General features: G+C 42.7%; 16 protein-coding genes. 7 read left to right on the forward strand and 9 right to left on the reverse strand.

From position 1 onward, the window contains the following. Window positions 1–54: 54 nt before the first annotated feature. The 4 genes from ACWA2B_RS20170 to ACWA2B_RS20185 all read right to left on the reverse strand — a co-directional run bounded on the left by ACWA2B_RS20170 (window position 55) and on the right by ACWA2B_RS20185 (window position 5,897). On the reverse strand, window positions 55–2,904 hold the full coding sequence (locus ACWA2B_RS20170) for an S-layer homology domain-containing protein (RefSeq protein WP_318628233.1): 2,850 nt from the start codon (window positions 2,902–2,904) through the stop codon (window positions 55–57). A gap of 422 nt (window positions 2,905–3,326) precedes the next feature. Then, on the reverse strand, window positions 3,327–4,034 hold the full coding sequence (locus ACWA2B_RS20175; RefSeq protein WP_029517090.1) for a hypothetical protein: 708 nt from the start codon (window positions 4,032–4,034) through the stop codon (window positions 3,327–3,329). Window positions 4,035–4,170: 136 nt separating this feature from the next. Then, on the reverse strand, window positions 4,171–5,097 hold the full coding sequence (locus tag ACWA2B_RS20180; protein WP_165149971.1) for a hypothetical protein: 927 nt from the start codon (window positions 5,095–5,097) through the stop codon (window positions 4,171–4,173). A 383-nt stretch (window positions 5,098–5,480) separates the two neighbouring features. After that, entirely contained in the window at window positions 5,481–5,897 is a 417-nt protein-coding gene (locus ACWA2B_RS20185) for a MerR family transcriptional regulator (protein WP_029517092.1), read from the reverse strand. Between the two features lie 340 nt (window positions 5,898–6,237). On the opposite strand from ACWA2B_RS20185, the gene ACWA2B_RS20190 reads away from it, so the two are divergent. Next, window positions 6,238–7,278, forward strand: coding sequence for an NAD(P)-dependent alcohol dehydrogenase (locus ACWA2B_RS20190; protein WP_029517093.1), 1,041 nt, complete (start codon window positions 6,238–6,240; stop codon window positions 7,276–7,278). Window positions 7,279–7,858: 580 nt separating this feature from the next. On the opposite strand, the gene ACWA2B_RS20195 is transcribed toward ACWA2B_RS20190, so the two are convergent. The 3 genes from ACWA2B_RS20195 to ACWA2B_RS20205 form a co-directional block, all read right to left on the reverse strand. Next, window positions 7,859–9,238: an amino acid permease gene (locus tag ACWA2B_RS20195; RefSeq protein WP_061831603.1), complete on the reverse strand. Its 1,380-nt coding sequence runs from the start codon at window positions 9,236–9,238 to the stop codon at window positions 7,859–7,861. Window positions 9,239–9,620: 382 nt separating this feature from the next. Continuing rightward, a complete protein-coding gene (locus ACWA2B_RS20200) occupies window positions 9,621–10,067 on the reverse strand; it encodes a GNAT family N-acetyltransferase (RefSeq protein WP_341071688.1) in 447 nt (148 codons plus the stop codon). A 48-nt stretch (window positions 10,068–10,115) separates the two neighbouring features. After that, window positions 10,116–10,583: a MarR family winged helix-turn-helix transcriptional regulator gene (locus ACWA2B_RS20205; RefSeq protein WP_039272432.1), complete on the reverse strand. Its 468-nt coding sequence runs from the start codon at window positions 10,581–10,583 to the stop codon at window positions 10,116–10,118. Between the two features lie 197 nt (window positions 10,584–10,780). On the opposite strand from ACWA2B_RS20205, the gene ACWA2B_RS20210 reads away from it, so the two are divergent. The 6 genes from ACWA2B_RS20210 to ACWA2B_RS20235 all read left to right on the forward strand — a co-directional run bounded on the left by ACWA2B_RS20210 (window position 10,781) and on the right by ACWA2B_RS20235 (window position 16,141). After that, window positions 10,781–11,656 (forward strand): SDR family NAD(P)-dependent oxidoreductase, encoded by an 876-nt coding sequence (locus ACWA2B_RS20210; RefSeq protein WP_449292564.1) that lies wholly within the window; start codon window positions 10,781–10,783, stop codon window positions 11,654–11,656. Between the two features lie 167 nt (window positions 11,657–11,823). Further along, window positions 11,824–12,504: a hypothetical protein gene (locus tag ACWA2B_RS20215; RefSeq protein WP_039272430.1), complete on the forward strand. Its 681-nt coding sequence runs from the start codon at window positions 11,824–11,826 to the stop codon at window positions 12,502–12,504. Further along, a complete protein-coding gene (locus ACWA2B_RS20220; protein ID WP_449292565.1) occupies window positions 12,501–13,916 on the forward strand; it encodes a phage baseplate assembly protein V in 1,416 nt (471 codons plus the stop codon). The genes ACWA2B_RS20215 and ACWA2B_RS20220 overlap by 4 nt, the downstream gene beginning before the upstream one ends. Before the next feature lie 12 nt (window positions 13,917–13,928). Continuing rightward, complete coding sequence (locus ACWA2B_RS20225; RefSeq protein ID WP_449292566.1) at window positions 13,929–15,188, forward strand: pentapeptide repeat-containing protein; 1,260 nt, start codon at window positions 13,929–13,931, stop codon at window positions 15,186–15,188. Further along, a complete protein-coding gene (locus tag ACWA2B_RS20230) occupies window positions 15,189–15,719 on the forward strand; it encodes a hypothetical protein (RefSeq protein WP_449292567.1) in 531 nt (176 codons plus the stop codon). Window positions 15,720–15,724: 5 nt separating this feature from the next. Then, window positions 15,725–16,141 (forward strand): DUF4280 domain-containing protein, encoded by a 417-nt coding sequence (locus ACWA2B_RS20235; protein WP_449292568.1) that lies wholly within the window; start codon window positions 15,725–15,727, stop codon window positions 16,139–16,141. Between the two features lie 113 nt (window positions 16,142–16,254). Here the strand turns inward: ACWA2B_RS20235 and ACWA2B_RS20240 are convergent, their stop codons facing one another. Both ACWA2B_RS20240 and ACWA2B_RS20245 read right to left on the reverse strand, forming a co-directional pair. Beyond that, window positions 16,255–17,733 carry a protein adenylyltransferase SelO gene (locus ACWA2B_RS20240; RefSeq protein WP_449292569.1) on the reverse strand — a complete coding sequence of 493 codons (1,479 nt, stop codon included), beginning with the start codon at window positions 17,731–17,733 and terminating at the stop codon, window positions 16,255–16,257. A 118-nt stretch (window positions 17,734–17,851) separates the two neighbouring features. Beyond that, complete coding sequence (locus tag ACWA2B_RS20245; protein WP_449292570.1) at window positions 17,852–18,298, reverse strand: VOC family protein; 447 nt, start codon at window positions 18,296–18,298, stop codon at window positions 17,852–17,854. Window positions 18,299–18,338 lie beyond the last annotated feature (40 nt).

Consider the following 18,338-nt stretch of genomic DNA (forward strand, 5'->3'; position numbering starts at 1 on the left):
CTTTGGGGACACCCCTTTTTCATAAAACCTCAGCTCTTAACTCTTTCCAATTACTTACTGATAATTTACTTCTTCTGCAAAGTAAATATCCTTCAAACGATCCTTTACGCGTTGAATTTCATCCGCTGTTAAAGGAGCAGTTGGACATAGCTTGAAGTTCCTTCCGGTGACATAGCTTACGTCCGTGTGACCATCCAAGTTGTAGTCCATCTTCGGAACCGGTTTTCGGGTATAATCGGTAAAGTCAATAATGGACCATGCCGCATCTCCATCCTCTTTGGATAAAATAATCCGCTGTGAGGCATTTTCGGTCCACAAATAGCGCAGATTTGCTGGTGAATTATTGGAATCCATAGCCGTCTTAATACCTGAGCCTCTAAACATGAGCGTAAACTCCGTATGATCATTATTGGATCCTGCTACCGATTCATAAATCTGTTTCAGCCCGTCCACGCCTACAATCTCAACCTTGCGATCAACAGGGAAGTGGTTCACAAAATTCTCCCATATTGGAGCCATGTTATGGGTGTTGGCAAGTGCGTTGATGTCCAAAATAATGGACAAGTAGCTTACCGTATTTATACGTTGATAAGGGTTATCCAAATATTGCTGTACTATATACAGTTGTGGTGCTGCATCCGTCTCAGTCACATATGGGTCAAGCGGATGAAGAGTCCAGCGTGAGGAATCTTTCGTATAGCGTGATCCAATCGGATCAATCGTAACCGAGTTCATGAATACGGTACCGCTATTATCTGCTAGTCCCTGTGCGGGAACAATTGGATTGTCCTTATGGGACCAGTAAGGCATCAATGGAGAGCCCTCACCATACATACCGTTCACATTATATTGTGTAGCCGACCATCCCATCGCGGAAGTAATCCGATAGTGATCTTTAAGCCATTGAGTCTGTTCGGGATTTACCGTAAAGCTGGTCAATGATTTCGGAAGATACTTCCGATATTGGTCTGTATCCATGCTTTCAAACACCGATGGTGATCCCATTGTACCGGATTGGTGCAGCTCATTGAATGCATTGTAACGATACATATACATCCACTCGTCCATTCGAGCTTCCCAAATAGGAAACTTTAACTGGTTCGGATACCCATCCAACATTCCGACTTCATCTCCATACTGATCGACGAATGCCAAAACCTGTTTAAGCTGCGGGCGATTTGCTTCTACAAAAACAAATCCGTTTTCCATCGCCCACGTCACTTTGACATTGGGACCAAAGTGGTCCATCAGCAATTGACGCGCTTGCTTGATTTGATCTACCGTCGTCGCGCTTCCCTGCAGCATGATGGAGACAGCAAAGTATTGCTTTTTGCGTTCCCCGGGTTCTACCGTTAATTCCGCATCAGATGTGAAGTGAACCCCTTGAGATGGCGACTCAACCGTGATCTTTAATGGAATGACCGAGTTTACTGTCGGAATCAAATGCAGGTTGGCAATCTTCCCATCCTCATCAAATATTCCTCTGGAATCCTCTACCCGAAGTATCAAGTCTGAGGGCAGCAATCCAGGAGCTATAACCTCTCCATTAGCATTATGAAATACGTAGGACATATTCCAAGCAGCAGGATCTAAAGTAGCAGCCTCTGAAATGGTATACGTAGCCAAGTATACGGACCTGATTACGTTCGGTGGCTCTGCCGGCGGAGTCTTCCCTTTCACGATTAGCTTGGCCTGAGCTGTAAGGACCTGATAAGGTTTGGCAACGGTGACCTTCATTTCTACAGGAATGAAGCTGTCCGCAACCGGAATATTTTCGGGATGTGCAATTTTCCCTTGTTCATCAAAAATACCTAACCCATCACTAAATGTGTACGTAACACTTGTGACGCTGGCAGCAGGAATGCTTACGGGTCGCCCTTTATTGTAGAGCTGAAAAGATAGCTGATACGAAGGGTATGTCTCCGGTTGATTTACCAGCTCCTGCGCCTTGATCACGACCTCATCTACCAGAAAATCCGAAGAATGATCCGGTGGATCTACCGGAATTACTGGTGGTTTGGGTTTAGGTCCCGGCGGTGTCACCGACGGTTCCGGCTTCGGTTCTGGTGGTGTCACCGGAGATGCTGGTGAATCAGGGCTTGGGCGATGCCTTTTAGGCTCCTCGACTTCCGAATTCACAGGTTGTTGACTAATTTCCGGTGTCACATCGACCTCGATCTTCTTCGATTCTTGTTGGCTGGTCGTCTGAGGCATCGTTGCAGTTCCATCTCCTAATGACCCTAGCAAACGCTTGGCACGTTCTCTCAGACCGTCACCGCCTAACCATATTCGATAAGCAACCAGCGTGGCATCCTGCCGTCTCACAGACTCTTTAGGATGGAAATAGTGATTCGTATCTCCCTCGATCAGTTCCAGCCGTTCCATCAGCCATACGCTCGTTTGTGCATAATCTGATATATCAGATTGATCCACAAAACTGGATATACCAGCCGATCGGGTATCTTCAGTAACACCAAAATAGCGGGCATACCAAACGGCCATATCCTGACGAGTCATATTGTGCTTGGCACCGAATAATTGATCACTAATTCCTTTCGTAATGCTCTCTTCCTGTAAGGCCTGTACATAAGGTAGAGCCCATGGTGACACATCACGAAAAGAAGTTACGCCTCTGTTATTCGATGTTCGCTTTAAGGTTTTAGCGAAAATGCTTGCCCATTCCTGTCGCGAGATAAAATGTAAAGGTCGAAAGCTCCCATCCTGATATCCCGTAACATAACCTTGAGCAGCCATGGCCTCAATCGCATCAGCTGCATAGGAATGTTCGATATCGTTAAAGGCTCTGTCCGCAAAAACAGGCGCACTATGTATACAGAACAACCAGACAGCCAGTAAACCAGCCATGTAATGCCTAATTTGTTTTAACTTTTTTTCATAATTCATTATTCGGAATCATTACACCTCCTTTACTAGATAGCACTGAGCCACTTTCGCCTGTACTTTCATATCAACTTTGAAAATTAGTCTCTCTTGTTTTCAATCGGTTTTTCATTACTGTTAACACCAAACTGTATATACTTGAATTATCGGAATAATCTCCCTAGGATTGAATAAAGCCAGTAAAAAAAGTAGTTTTGGCAATCTACTATCCTGTTTATTCACCATCTTTTTTTAAGCCGTAATTCCCTATCACTAAACAATGGTTTTCATTGGTAATTAAATATTTATCATCTTTTTGTGTTACTATGTTGATCCCGTATACAAATAAAAAAAGAGATAACATCTGTATCCGCATTCGCTTGAAGAATACAAAATGTTATCTCGTTCTCGTGTACATATATACTTATAAAATCCTGTCTGCTGTTTTAATTCTCTTTAAACTCAGAACCCTTATAAACATAAAAGTAGCCGTTTAAAGCCCCATTTTGTGGATAGGCAGCAGGATCTTTGCCTTTTATTTGACCAACCAACTCTCGATTTATAAACGCAGGGGGGCCTTCCTCAACTAGCGCTTCAGCAGACATTCCAGTGATTGATTTTACTGTGTTGGACCAGAATGTAACTAAGTAGACATCGTCAGCATTAAAATGATAGCGTCCTTCACTTGGAGTTCCCTCATAAAACAGCTCTGCCAAAGAAGCTGCCTCAGACCCTCTCATAAAAATTCGAATCTCATCGGTTCCGTTCCATGTATGAGGAACTCCACCTTTTGGATTAACGTATTCTACAGTTTCTGGCTCCTTGTCGCTAATAAAATCAACAACTGCATATTTATAAACCTCATCTGTTACACTCTTGGTTGCAATTTCAGTTGTTTTCTCTGTTCTATAGCCACTGAACTTTCCATACACATTCGGGGTTTTGCCAATAGCAGCTAAGGCCTTTTCCTGATCCATGAATCCGGCTCTTCCAGCTACTGGTGTCAGCCTGTACGTCTTGATTTCAGTCCCCTTGTACTGATCCCAAGTGTATTCGTAATAATATTTCGCATAAGATACTCCACTGTTCCAGCCTACGGATAACAGCATGAGAATACCTATCATGAATACTAACGGCCATTTTTTCAACTTCATACCCTCAACCTCTTTTCTCCAAGTACACTCAAATCATCATTAGCATTATAGCTTTTCAATAAATCTATCGACAGTTAAATATTAGAAGAAAGTGTGGATAAATTATGTCCTTGATAATTTACTATTTGCCTGTGTTTTACTGATCGGTTGCAGCTTTGAGACGTTTTTCCATTTCTGTAGACACCATAATGTTTAATAGCCCCATAAGATTATTGGTCTCATCTCTTGCTTTTTGATAGGCCGCAGCGAAGGCTTTTTCATTCGCGGCAGGGTTTTTAATGTCACTTAGTTTCTTCCACTCGGGCTTAACGCGTTGATCGTACATATCGTACAAGCTGATGTCTGTAGGTGTCTGGGCAACAGGCATCATAGACTCAAATTTCGAGGCAACCTTAAAAAATCCCAGCGTATTTTGGACCGATGGACTAGAATAATCATGCGTCTTCATCGCTTCTTCTAAAATATGAAGTCCCTCTCGTGACAAATAGAGCATTTTGACGAGTCCTCTTTCAGTATTAGAGGTTTCCTCCCACTTCTTGTAGGACTCACCTGGAGCAACTCCCTCTGTAAAAAAATTATAAGCTTCATGAATAAATTCATCTGTATTCAGGTGGATGGGTTCTTCTGTATATAAATTCACGACAGAATCACTGTAATTTGCAATGTTTACATGTTTCCCAGTTGGATCGGAAACCCGCCGAATCGGATGATCCTGCACTCGTACCAGTCCATAACGATCGGCAAAGGTAAGAAGCTGCTCCTGCGTCGTATTTAACCCTATTTGTCCTGCTGGCTGATCGGGTTTCGCTGCTTCTTTAGCCACGTCGGAATACGTCTTTCCATTACTTTTTGTAGCTTGGTCTGTAGTATTGCTCACAACACCATCCACACCAGCCTGTTCCGCATTGTCCGCCTTGGCATTCTGGGTAGTCGTAGTGGTTGCCGTTGCTGCTCCAGTCGTAGATTCACCTTCAATTTGCTTCTTGGAGTCACCGCATGCGGTCAGCATAGCAGTTAAACTTATTACAGCAGTCAACAAAATAATATACGCTTTTGCCTTCATCAGTATCTTCCTCATTTCCTTATGTATCATTCTTTCGTGGTTTGATAGTAGACTTCAATAATATGGAATTAATCTTATCAAAAATAAAAATGAGAGAATACTGGACCATACTCCTGATTATCTTCGATGATTCTATAGTAATTCGTTGTTTTCTGAACTAAAGTCGTGGCTCTCAACCTACATAATGGGCAAATTGCCCGTTGACTTTCGGAATACTTGATCCTCGGTACTACTCCTGCCTGTTCAAGTTACATCATATTTGGTTCCTAGTTTTCTAAAACCGATCGTGCTGTTTTAAATCAGTAGGTTGTAGTAAATCGAATATTACAAACGAAAGCACCTGTAATTCATATAGAAATGGATGAATTACAGATGCTTATCTATTAGTTAGTAATGAGACTCCCTATTTTATTGTTTTTATGAATATTTTCCGTTCCGGCATCCAATGCAGTTTTGTAATATGAGCATTTATGTTCAATAACTTCCATTGTTTTTTTAAGTTCTTCCATTTGTGCTTCTACAGTTGCTTTTCGTTCCATAAACATGTCATATCTTTGTTGTAGTGTGGAATCCCCACCAGAACACCAATCAATGAAATTTTTAATTTCTTTGATCGGCATCCCGGTGGATTTTAGACATTCAATTATTTTTAAAGCGTCGATATCGGATTCTTTAAATAATCTTGTTCCGCTAGATGTCCGTTCTACAAAAGGCATAAGTCCCTCTTTGTCGTAGTAACGCAAAGCGTATGCTGTAAGATTCAATTCTTTTGCAACTTCGCTGATAGAATACGTCTTCATCATGTATCTCCTATTCTTAATGACATAGACTTCGAGTTAACTCTATGATATAAGGGGGATTCTATCAAGGTATTTGTAGAATGTCAAAGTCCCCTTATAGGAAAAGTAGAATCAGATGCTATCTAACGAAATATAATTAGCAAGAAAACAACATTACTGAATAGACGCTTATAAACCTGCGCTTGACTTAGAGTTAACTATAAGGATTAACATTGATTTGCAAGAGAAAAAGTATAAATGGAAATGAATGAAGGGGAACTTCAACCGACTTCAGCTAGTTTTCAATTTATACCGATATAACTGCATTCTCTTGAAAAATAAAAATAATTGGAGGCTATTTATGATAACTGCTAAAGCACGAGCTGTCGATGGCCCAGACAAACCGTTTCGATCGGCTGAAATTAAACGACGGGATCTTGATTCACACGATGTTCTGATTGAAATTAAATATGCCGGCATATGCCATTCTGACATCCACACTGCTCACGGCGAATGGGGCCCAGTGAACTACCCTCTCGTACCTGGACATGAAATTGCAGGGATTGTCACGGAGGTAGGATCTGAGGTTACAAAGTACAGCGTTGGTGACCGGGTAGGGGTTGGCTGTATGGTTGATTCCTGTGGCGAATGTGAGAACTGTCGTAAAGGAGAGGAACAATACTGCCTTAAAGGAAATGTCCCTACCTATGCTGGTGTTGACAAATACGGCGAGCCTACACAAGGCGGATATTCTACCCACATTGTCGTAACTGAGGATTTTGTAGTGAAAATTCCAGATAACATTGAGCTTGACGTGGCTGCTCCATTACTTTGTGCAGGTATTACGACTTATTCACCGTTGAACCGCTGGGGTGCTGGTCCAGATAAAAAAGTGGCCGTTGTGGGAATGGGAGGCCTTGGTCATATGGCTATCAAGATTGCACATGCTATGGGTGCTGAGGTAACCGTTCTATCCCAAACATTAAAGAAAAAAGATGATGGCTTGCAATTTGGTGCGGACCACTATTATGCTACAAGCGAACCAGAAACATTTAAAAAACTTGCTGGGCACTTTGATTTGATCATTAACACGGTAAGTGCTGCCATCGATATGGATGCTTATTTTGCACTACTCAATCTAGACGGAACTTTGGTGAATGTCGGTGCCCCTGGGGAGCCGTTGTCACTAAATGTGATGTCCCTTATCGGACATCGCCGTTCATTTGCTGGTTCAATGATAGGAGGCATCCGTGAGACACAGGAAATGTTGGATTTTTGTGCAAAACACAATATTGTTCCTAAAATTGAAGTAATTTCGGCCGACCAGATTGACGAAGCCTACAAACGAGTGTTAGCTTCTGATGTGAAGTATAGATTCGTGATTGACATTAGCACAATGTAAGCTATGTAAATCATAAGTTGTACAAGTGATTTTAATTGTGAAGGTGTCCCCAAAGTATTACTTGGGACACCTTCACTTTATTCTGTGTACCATCCTATTGTCCATTTCCTCTTTTTGTATTTATTTGTAATCCAAAGATTCCACCCTTAGAATATAATACATTAGGAATAAATAGGAAGGTGGAACTTATCTATGTTTAAGAAAATGGATATTTACAAAATCCTCACTTTAATATTTGCTGTAGTTGTTATGATCTCTTCCTCTTTATCACTCGCATACCCAAACACCTACGAGGATTTGTACAAAGTCTCACAATTTTTTCTAGGGTTTATATTTTTATTTTCGGGAATTACAGAGTTTAAGGCTAACCGTAAGAGTATGGCAATAATCAACTTCTCCATTTTCGTTCTCACTTTTTTTGTATTTGTATTTACACTTGTAGTGCGAACTGGATAACCACACGGTTCTATACCTCAGTAACAACCTTTCCATAGCCCCTCCCTCGTCATGTAAAAGAAAAGCCGAGCGAACTCAGGTCATCTGAATTGCGCTCGGCAAATGTTACGTATTTAGCAATCTTTTAGTTTTCCTCTAATTCTTCAATTCTCTGCCGCTTTCCTATGCCAAAGACAAAATATCCAACAATGACGATCGCCATGAATGTTGCCCCGACAATCAACGACAAGCGTGTGTCTGGATTAAACCACATTCCAACGATCACAAGCAACAAAAAGACAATGGTGATGTAATTACTGATTGGAAAAAAACGAGATTTAAAGGTGTGATCCTTCATTTCATCCTTCCACTTTTTCCTGAATTTAAATTGACTGATGGCTAATGCAAACCACGGTACCATGCCTGGAAGAACACTGGCGCTGTAAATATACAGAAACAGTTTGGAATCAGGCATTAAATAGTTAAATAACACCCCTACCAGTAGCAAGGAAATGGTCGTTATTATACTATTTCTAGGGACGCCGCTTGGAGAAACTTTCCCAAAGAACTTAGGAGCTTGTCCGTTCTTAGCCAATGTATATAACATTCTGCCCGCACTGTAAATACCACTGTTACAACCAGACATCGCAGCTGTAAGTACAACAAAGTTAATGATACCCGCAGCAGCCACAATTCCTACCTTGGCAAAAGTCAGAACAAATGGGCTACCGATCTCTCCAATTTGGTTCCAAGGATAAATTGTAACAATGACAAAGATTGCACCCACATAAAAAATCAAAATACGCCAGATGATGTTTTTAATGGCTTTTCGCAGTGTCATTTTCGGATTTTCAGCTTCACCTGCCGTAATACCCACCATCTCTATCCCTTGGTAAGCCGCTGTTACAATGCAGAGTGCAAATAGAAACCCTTTCAAACCACCTGCAAAGAAGCCGCCCTGGCTGTACAGATTGGATAGACCTATCGGTTGTCCACCGTTACCGAGGCCAAAGAAGATCATCCCCGTACCCACTACTAGCATGAAGATAATGGCGACAATTTTAATCATCGCAAACCAAAACTCAAATTCCCCATAAAATTTCACAGCCGCCAAATTGGCCAATGCAATAATAATTACACCTGCCAAAGCCGGCAACCATTGCGGGATATCCGGGAACCAGTAGCCCACATATACCCCAATCGCAGTGACTTCTGCCATCCCTACGGTAACCCATAAAAACCAATAGCTCCAGGCGGTCAAGAAACCGGCTAAAGGGCTGATATATTTATGAGCAAATGTAGCGAATGAGCCTGTCACCGGTTCAAGAATCAGCATTTCCCCCATGATCCGCATGACAAAAAACATAATAATCCCAGCTAAGAGATAAGCCAACAGTACTGAGGGACCTGCCCATTTTATCGTACTTGCCGACCCCATAAACAAACCGACGCCAATCGTGCCTCCAAGCGCAATCAACTCAACGTGCCGTGGCTTTAGCCCTCTCGTTAATTGTTTCGATTCCAAAAGAACGCTCCCCTTCGTATATGTTCATCATCAAACGCTAATGATCCGGAAAACTGCCCCCAAACATTATTAATTTTTCAGACTGACGTGGTCGTGAGTGAACGACTACAAAGTAGTTCCACGATTCTTAAATATACAAGGAAACCACGTCCTATTTACCGTCCAAACCTTACTGTTTCTAAGACCGAGTCCGTAGCATTAGATGCATTGTATGACAAAAAACGCCTAAATACAACTGCTAATTAACAGACATATTTAGGCATGAAATGGAAAGGAAGGTGATTCATGTTTTCTGAACAATGGTCAATTTAATGCGATGCATTAGAGTACTAAACACAACTAGTTTTTCAATGATAAATATCACGATATTAAGCCTATGTATTTATTTAAGATTTTTTATAAAATTTTTCTGATCCTTGGTAAACATATAGCCACGTCGTTCATAGAACCTGTGGGCCTGTATCCGACTTGGGTGAGATAACAGTTTGATCCCGGAAAATCCATGGGACTTTCCCCACTGTTCAAGACGCTCAATCAACATGCTACCTACACCTTGATTTCTATACTTTTCTTTAACAACAAATCCTAGTATATTCACCAAAGATTCAGAAAAAAGTAATTCATGTGGGCTTCCATGAATATATCCTAATACCTCGTTGTTTTCTTCATAAACAAAGATCATATCTTTTGATTCCTTTATAATCCTTTCAATCTTCCCTTTTACTTTTACTTCAGGAAATAGATCTAGATTGGGATTAAAGTCTTGGTTTAACAAATAAATATCATGATAATCAGTTCCCCTAATTTCCCTAACATTTTTTTCTTTCACTTTTGAAATGCCCCCTATTTTCATCATCCGATGCTTTATATCGAATCATTACTCCTCGCGCTCTTGCCCGTTAAAACTCTTCAGCATATCAATAAACGCTTCAAGTTTGGAATCCTCCCATGTTGAAATGCGTTGATAAAACTCATTTTCTTTTTCTTTTAAAGCTTCTAGGGCTTTTTCACGACCATTAGCTGTCAGGGATATTAACACTCCCCGACGATCCTCAGGGTGAGTTTCACTTTTTACATAATTCAAGTGTTTAAGCTGAGTAACAAGTCGGCTGACAGAGCTTCGATCCATAGCGGTGGATTCCGCCAAAAATGTAGCGCTTGCCGGACCGTACGAAAGAAGGCAGCGTACGATCAGAAAAGCCGCAGGTTGTAATGATGGATCGAAAAGTGCCGCTGTTCTTACATTGAGTGCATGTGACGCGCTTATAAGTGCATTAAGTTGTTCACCAAGATTCAGTTCTAATTGCTCTCTTGTAGAATTTGAATGTTGAGTTTTATGATCCATATGTCTCCACCTTATTTGAATGAGTTTGAATATATTTGACATATATCAATCAAAATACATATACTTGATATATATCAATCATATTTTCGGCTTTGATAAGTGTCAAGCAGAAGATCTACAGTATAAAGCATCTACAACCTTAAAGCGTAAGCATGAATAAGAATGTAATTGGATCGAGAATTAGGAGGATGATGTATATGTCGACATACCCGACTATTGTAATCACTGGTGCTACTAACGGTCTTGGACAATTAGTAGCAATTGAATTAGCCCAACGCGGAGCGCATCTAGTCTTAACAGCCAGAAATGAAAAGCGTGCTGAAACGACTAAAAATGTTCTAAAAGATCTGGCGCCAAGTACAAAGGTAGACTTTTTTTTCGGGGACTTGTCTCTTATGAAAGATGTCAGGCGTATTGGTGATGAAATTAAAGCTAATTATCCAAAGATTGATGTATTAGTGAACAATGCTGGATTACATGGATTTGAACAGCGAATAACCTTAGAGGGTTTGGCAGAAATGATAGCCGTAAACTATCTTGCCCCGTGGCTGTTAACGCATACCCTACTCAATTCACTCATGGAATCCACAAATGCTAGGATCGTCAATGTGGCTTCTGAAGCATCACGCAACCATGGTGAATTAAAATTACCGGAGGATTTAATAGATACATCTGCATTTACCGCAAGAGGTTCATCTAAGATATACGGAAAGACCAAGCTTCTTAATATCATGTTTACAGAAGAACTTGCACGTCAGCTGGATGGAACCGGAATCGTAGTTAACGCACTTAATCCAGGATTTAACGTTACTGGCCTTGGCCGTGAGTTGGGATTTTCTTCAGTACTTGCAAAAATATTGAACGCTTTGCATATTGGAGACCCACGGAGAGGAGCAGAAATTATTATTCGTTTAGCAACAGAATCTCAATATCGAGAAGTGACAGGTGGATATTTTAATGTTGGCACTGGTAAGCCGATTGTGCCGACATATCCTGGTGGGGATAGCAAGATGCAACGCCTACTTTGGAGTACTACAAACCAGTTGTTGCGGCAAAAAGGGGTTTTGGAATGAAATAGAATTTAAAATCGAACAATGTAGCCCCCAACGAATGGTTCATTTTGTAAACTAAATCTCTCTTTTAACCGATAAATACATATGCTGGTTCTGTACTTAAATATCTCCTCCCATCTTTACATATTCAAGTACAAACGTGTATTTTTCCTAAAAGGGGGCTTCCTATGAACTATCTAGACGAGCATATACTTAGCCTCAAAGCTAAAATGGTGGATCGGAAGACAGCTAATAACGATAATGTGAAATCCATTCCAGCTCAAACTCAGAAATCGGAACAGGACGGTTCCATGTTTGAAGAAACAAAGCTACTTCATATTGAAAACGATTATCTCGCATTGGAGCCCATTACAATACTACACGGAGAAATTGGTTTCTACATTCCCAAGTCCTTTACTCCTATGCCAATGGAGCAAGCTATAATCAAATATCCTTCAGAGCATCGACCAAAGGTCATTTATACCTCATCTGAGGAGACTATCAATATCACTTTTAATCCTACAGATACTGCCCTGGAAGCGGAAGAACTGCCCGATTTTGTAGAGCAAATGGCGGATATTTTACGGTCTGTACAACCGATTCGCAACTGGTTAGGTACCGAAATGGTTATCAACGGTTCCGGACTTTCAGTTGGGCAGATTCGTTTTGTGGCGGCGGGGATCGACGGTAATCTATACAACGAAATGCTATTCTTCATCCACAATGGACGAGTTGTCATAGGTTCCTTTAGCTGTCTGGAGGTAGATCTCGAAATCTGGTTACCTGTAGCAGAATACTGGGTTCAATCCCTTTCTGTCCTTCCACCCTCCACCTATTCTACAAATGAGAAAGGAATGACTACACCATGAGTCTGGGATACGATCAAATTCACATTCACCCTTATGAACAAATGGATCTAGAAGAGCTTACCTTAACGAAAAAAGTTAACGAGCATACTCGGCTTTATTTTACAGGTGTTATCCCCGAAGACTTGCAAGACAGTTACGTGGAAACGACAGAAAAAAATACCATCATTGAAGTCAGTCAACAAGATGAGTCTGGCGTAAGCAAACCGCTATTTAGTGGGATTGCCCTCTCGGTCGAGGTAAAAGTCGTGCGAGGTGTGTACTATCTGGAAGTGGAAGCTATTTCCCATACGTACCGGATGGACATCAAGCAGCGTACCCGCTCTTTTCAGTATACGAAAATGACGATTCCTCAAATGCTGGAGCACATAGGTAAGGACTATGAAGGACTGGATGTGATCGACGGGGCTACTGGCGGAGAAGCCATCGGGCGGCTTGCCATTCAGTATCAGGAGACAGACTGGGCTTTTTTAAGACGCATAGCCTCCCGTTATCATACGAGTCTGATGCCTGTAGCCCGTTTTGACAGTCCCAAATTTTATTTTGGTATTGAGGACAGCCCTGCACAGGCGATACTGGATCATACCCGTTATACCGTACGTAAGCAATTGCTTCCTTTTCGTTATTTTCAGGAGAATGAACAGACCAAACTGAGTGAACACGATTTTATTTTTTATGAGGTAGAAACAGATGAGGTACTCGACTTGGGCGCTCAGTTGAATTTTCAGGGGCATAACTTGTATGTCATGGAAGCCTACACCGCCATGAGTCAAGGACTGCTGCGGCATCAGTATGTGTTGGGTTCTTACCAGGGATTTCGGCAAAAAAGCTACTACCAGGATAAGCTGGCAGGAGCCTCATTAAGCGGTACTGTGCTGGACGTACGTCAGGATCAGGTGCGCATTCATCTGGATTGTGACGAACAACAGGACGCAAGCAAGGCACATTGGTTCAACTATTCTACTGTGTACAGTGGCGGTGGCCATACCGGCTGGTACGTCATGCCAGAAAAAGGCGATTCCGTTTCCCTCTATTTCCCCGGTAGTCGGGAAGAAGATGGCGTGGCAGGTAGTGCCGTGAGACGGGCAGATCGCAAGAGTACGCATAACCAATTTTCCAATCCACAAATGAAAATATGGCGTACCCCGCATGGCAAGGAAATTCGACTGGGACCAGATGAACTGGTCGTTACAGCCAAGGACGGCGCTATTTACATCAAACTGGATGATAAAGAAGGCATTCATATCACCAGCAGCAAGCAAGTGAATATTTCGGCAGGAGGCAATCTCAGCCTGTCTGCGGGAAAGACGATGAGCCTGTCCGCAGGTAGTCAGCTCCGTATGGATTGTAACGGCAGTCATATTGAATTAAGCGGGTCAGCGGATATGAAAGGCAGCGAAGTGAAGTCGAATTAAGGATGATTAGCAATGGAAAAGCAAACAGATGTGTTAGATCAGCAACAAACAGCCCTTCAACAGGCTTGGTCACTCATTCGCAAAGAATGGGCGTTGAAATGTACATCAACACAAACACAACGATTACAGCATATAGTAGAACATTTTCGCGCCTTTTGTGAGCTGATTCGGCAAAAGCAACTCACAGATCGTAAAGGTCATATCGGTTACATCACCTACTCCATGCTGCGCACCACATGGCTTGAAGGGAAGCCCGTTTATCTTGTTGAAGCTACGGATGCCTTATGGATGCTTGATGCTGAGCCCGTTCAGTTGGAGTACGATGCAAGTTGGATTTTCCCCTATTGGACTCAATTACGTGAACAACTTGGGGCTGAAACTTTGAAGCAGCAAGTCTCCCTTTCCGAACTTGAATTGGAACAGATCATGCTGGAAGCAGCGGGATATCTTCATACGATGATCGTTAGTCTGGTTCGTCAGGCTATGAAGCAAGCAGTCGACCTACCAGAGTTTGAGGCGTTGGATCGTGAAGAAGCTTTTGAGATTCGCGTCGGAGAGTATATGGATCATAGTGTCTCTGTGTATCGGGAAGATCGAAGACCCGTGGATGCTAACATCATAAAGTCTTGGCTGGAGGAAAAAGAAGAATCGGCCTACAGCTACCATGCACTATCTCAAGTTCAACTGTCGGATGGAGATTATAGTTCCTTGGATTTTCGCTATACAGTCTTTCGCCAGATTGGGATGCAACAAAGTCGATTGCATCACTGTATCCTCGTAGGCACGATATGGCAAGAAGCTCAGCTAGATGGAACCGACTTTTCGCACAGCCTGCTTCACGGAGCTGATTTCCGTGGTTGTTCCCTGCAAAAGGCTGTGCTGGACGAAGTTATAAGCAATAGCGAATATGGATCGGATGCTTGGCTGGATTGGGAACCGCTAGGATTGGATGGAGTGGATTTTACAAGAGCTAATTTACAGGGAGCTCGTTTTCAACATGCACAGCTTCAAGGAGCTACTTTCCAAGATGCCACGCTGCAAAGAGCTTTATTTAACGGCGCGGATCTAACAGGTGCCTGCTTTGTAGGAGCCGATGTTACTGGCGCTTCGTTTATAGGTGCATGTTTAGTAAAAGCTAACTTTACAGGAGCAAAGCTACACCGGGCAAGCTTTACAGATGACCAACTAAGCGAAGCTATTGGCCTTGCTGCTGTAGAAGCACCCCTGGTTACACAGGTAACAGATACAGTGAGTAAAGGAGAGTGGGGGTAAATGAGATATTTTCGACTCATGGTGGACGAGCGTGTCAAGTATCGGGTGGAGCCTGCTTCCCTGTCTCCCTTGCAGGTGGAAGAACTCCTTTCAGGTCATACCCTTCAGACAGAGGACACTCCCCTATTTTTAGCAGTACATACAGATCCACGGACCGTATATCCTGATTTTCTGGAGTTCCCTTTGCCGCTGGTTTCAGACTTCATGAAAGCCCTGTTGGAAAAATATATGCCGGGACTGGAATGGAAAGCCACTATACTTACCGATTTCCAGCAAACCAGGCAGGATGTGTACTGGGTACTGCGTCCACCTGTGGTAGATTGTCTTTCCTCACAAACCCAGTGGTATCCCGACCATACCTTGAAGCAACTGGTACTTAAATACGGGAAAATCGAAGCTTCTATATTTCGGATCGCCGGCTTGTTGGAAGCACATATCTATATCAATCTCGCGGTAGCGGAAAGTCTGCTGCGTCGTCCATTTACAGGTGTCCGTGTGCAAAAAGTGGAGATGGCTAATGAGGAGGAATAATCCGTATGGAAGAAGCAAGTGTGCAGCCTGGAACAGGTGCGAAAAAAAGCTATGTCGTGGCAGGTGCGATTTTAAGCTGTAGTTATGGTACACAGCCTACGCGTTTGAAGCGCCCTTTTAGCCACGGGGTGTATGTCAAAAATAAAGCCCAGATGAATATTGGAGATTATGTGCCTGGAGTGAACATAAAATCTTTTGGAAATTGCTCCAGTCCGCTGAATCCGGCTGTGCAAGCCAGTGAGATGGTCGATATTTATGGGGTGAAAAAGGCTCCATGTATTCCTGTTCTTACGATGCCTTGGCTGAACGGAAAAAACGACATGCGCATCGAAGGCCAGCCTGCTCTTACACAGAACTGTACGCATCAATGTCTTTATTGCGGGCACATACAAATCGAAAATGACGGTCAAGAGCTGGATTAATTAGTTGCAGCCTACCAAAATAAAAACAAAATGCGCTGGTGAGAGAATGGCTATCTTCTCCACCAACGCATGAAATAGGTTATCATCGAGTTGTTCAACATGATTACATTACATTAGGTACCGCAAAAGGTTCGGTATGAGCAGTTGGATTTCTCAGGCAATGTAGAGTAAATAGCCTGTTCGTCAGAATAAGCATAAGGGTTCGAAAGAACTTCAAGAAGCTGCTCCATCACCCGGTAGTCTTCTCGTTCCACCGCAGCTTCCAGTGCTTCTTCTACCCGATGATTGCGCGGGATGATTGCAGGATTGCTGCTGCGCATCAGCTGATGCGATGAATCTTGGGATTCCTGCTGTCTGCCCAGTCTCGCCTGCCACTGCTCGTGCCACTGGGTGAATTCCTCAGTGCTGAACAGAACCGTATCCTCCAGCTTGTCCAAAGTTAGGGCACGGAAGGTATTGGTGTAGTCAGCACGATGCTTCTGCATGATATTCAGAAGATCCTCAATAAGAGATTCATCCTCCTGCTCTTCGTTAAAGATCCCTAGCTTCGCTCGCATTCCTGCAAGCCAATGATGGTGAAATATTTTTACAAAATCTGAAATTGCATCCTCAGCCAGTGTGACAGCCTGCTCCCTGTTGTCATGCAGCAGTGGCAAGAGCGTCTCAGCAAATCTCGCGAGATTCCACGCAGCAATATGCGGCTGATTGGCATAAGCATAGCGTCCCTGCCTGTCGATGGAACTGAATACCGTCTCAGGATCATAGGTATCCATGAAGGCGCAAGGACCATAATCAATGGTTTCTCCGCTAAGGGTCATATTGTCGGTGTTCATCACCCCGTGAATAAAACCAACCAGCTGCCATTTGGCAATCAGCTCGGCCTGACGCTTAATCACTTCCTGAAGCAGTGAAAGGTAACGGTTTTCGTCATTGGCAACTTCCGGGTAGTGTCTTTCCAATGTATAATCAGCCAGAGCACGGAGATCTTCGGACGTGCCCCATGCTGAGACGTATTGAAAAGTTCCGACGCGAAGATGACTGGCAGCCACACGGGTCAGAATGGCACCGGGCTGCTCGGTTTCCCGGATGATCGTCTCACCTGTGGATACCACCGCCAAGCTGCGGGTGGTAGCAATACCTAGCGCATGCATCGCCTCACTAATGATGTATTCACGAAGCATCGGACCAAGTGCCGCACGCCCGTCACCACCACGGGAGTATGGCGTTCTGCCAGAGCCCTTGAGCTGAATATCAACCCGTTCACCCAAGGGATTGATCTGTTCGCCAAGCAGCAGAGCACGACCGTCTCCTAACATGTTAAAATGCCCGAATTGATGACCTGCGTAAGCTTGAGCAAGAGGTGCGGCTCCATCTGGAACCTGGTTGCCGGCCAGCTCCGTTACGCCATCATTCCTTTGCAGCGCTGTACCGTTCAGCCCCAGTGATGCTGCCAACGGATGATTAAGTATAATCAGCTTTGGTGAGCGGACAGGAGTTAGGTTGAGCTTTGTAAACATGGATTCCGGCAGACGAGAATAACTGTTATCGAAGTTCCACCCTATTTGATCTGCTATTTCTTTTTTCTCCGTCATAGTGTCTCCTTTTCTGCTGTGGTATCTTGGATTTTCCCCTTTTAGTTTTTACTTCTGTCCAATTATTATCCACTTTTCACCATGCTATTGTGCTTTTTAGCTTTTAACAACCTTTTTATTATAATCGATTATCAAACATTAATTGTATTTGAATACCGAACGGGTCTTCAATAATACCGTAAGCTTGGCTAAACATATTATTAGATAAAGGCACCATAATTTTCACGCGATTATCTGTAATTAGGTTATGATAGAAATGTTTAATTTCTTCTAAGTTAGCACTTTGAATACATAAAGAAGTGTTATTACCAACTGTATATTTTTCACTGGGATTCATTGTATCTTCTGCTATCATTACTTTTGTTTTTCCGATGGATAAGACAGAATGAGCAATATAATTTTTATTTTTATCCGTAAGCTGTATGGAACTGTCACGTTGGGCCATGTCTTGATAGGTAACCAGAAACAATTCCTCTGCGTTGAAGTGTTTTTTGTAAAAATGTATAGCTTCCTTTGCCTTTCCGTTCATGGATAAGAAAATAGCTACTTCCAGTGTTGTACTCATGGTATCAATCTCCTTTATATATAATCTTAGTCAGGATTTT

Source organism: Paenibacillus sp. CMM36 (genome assembly GCF_053570945.1).

Excerpts from the sequence above, each read along its gene's own strand:
- ACWA2B_RS20170 (WP_318628233.1), bottom strand. The coding sequence starts at position 2,904 with ATGAATTATGAAAAAAAGTTAAAACAAATTAGGCATTACATGGCTGGT.
- ACWA2B_RS20175 (WP_029517090.1), bottom strand. The coding sequence starts at position 4,034 with ATGAAGTTGAAAAAATGGCCGTTAGTATTCATGATAGGTATTCTCATG.
- ACWA2B_RS20180 (WP_165149971.1), bottom strand. The coding sequence starts at position 5,097 with ATGAAGGCAAAAGCGTATATTATTTTGTTGACTGCTGTAATAAGTTTA.
- ACWA2B_RS20185 (WP_029517092.1), bottom strand. The coding sequence starts at position 5,897 with ATGAAGACGTATTCTATCAGCGAAGTTGCAAAAGAATTGAATCTTACA.
- ACWA2B_RS20190 (WP_029517093.1), top strand. The coding sequence starts at position 6,238 with ATGATAACTGCTAAAGCACGAGCTGTCGATGGCCCAGACAAACCGTTT.
- ACWA2B_RS20205 (WP_039272432.1), bottom strand. The coding sequence starts at position 10,583 with ATGGATCATAAAACTCAACATTCAAATTCTACAAGAGAGCAATTAGAA.
- ACWA2B_RS20210 (WP_449292564.1), top strand. The coding sequence starts at position 10,781 with ATGTCGACATACCCGACTATTGTAATCACTGGTGCTACTAACGGTCTT.
- ACWA2B_RS20215 (WP_039272430.1), top strand. The coding sequence starts at position 11,824 with ATGAACTATCTAGACGAGCATATACTTAGCCTCAAAGCTAAAATGGTG.
- ACWA2B_RS20220 (WP_449292565.1), top strand. The coding sequence starts at position 12,501 with ATGAGTCTGGGATACGATCAAATTCACATTCACCCTTATGAACAAATG.
- ACWA2B_RS20225 (WP_449292566.1), top strand. The coding sequence starts at position 13,929 with ATGGAAAAGCAAACAGATGTGTTAGATCAGCAACAAACAGCCCTTCAA.
- ACWA2B_RS20230 (WP_449292567.1), top strand. The coding sequence starts at position 15,189 with ATGAGATATTTTCGACTCATGGTGGACGAGCGTGTCAAGTATCGGGTG.
- ACWA2B_RS20235 (WP_449292568.1), top strand. The coding sequence starts at position 15,725 with ATGGAAGAAGCAAGTGTGCAGCCTGGAACAGGTGCGAAAAAAAGCTAT.
- ACWA2B_RS20240 (WP_449292569.1), bottom strand. The coding sequence starts at position 17,733 with ATGACGGAGAAAAAAGAAATAGCAGATCAAATAGGGTGGAACTTCGAT.
- ACWA2B_RS20245 (WP_449292570.1), bottom strand. The coding sequence starts at position 18,298 with ATGAGTACAACACTGGAAGTAGCTATTTTCTTATCCATGAACGGAAAG.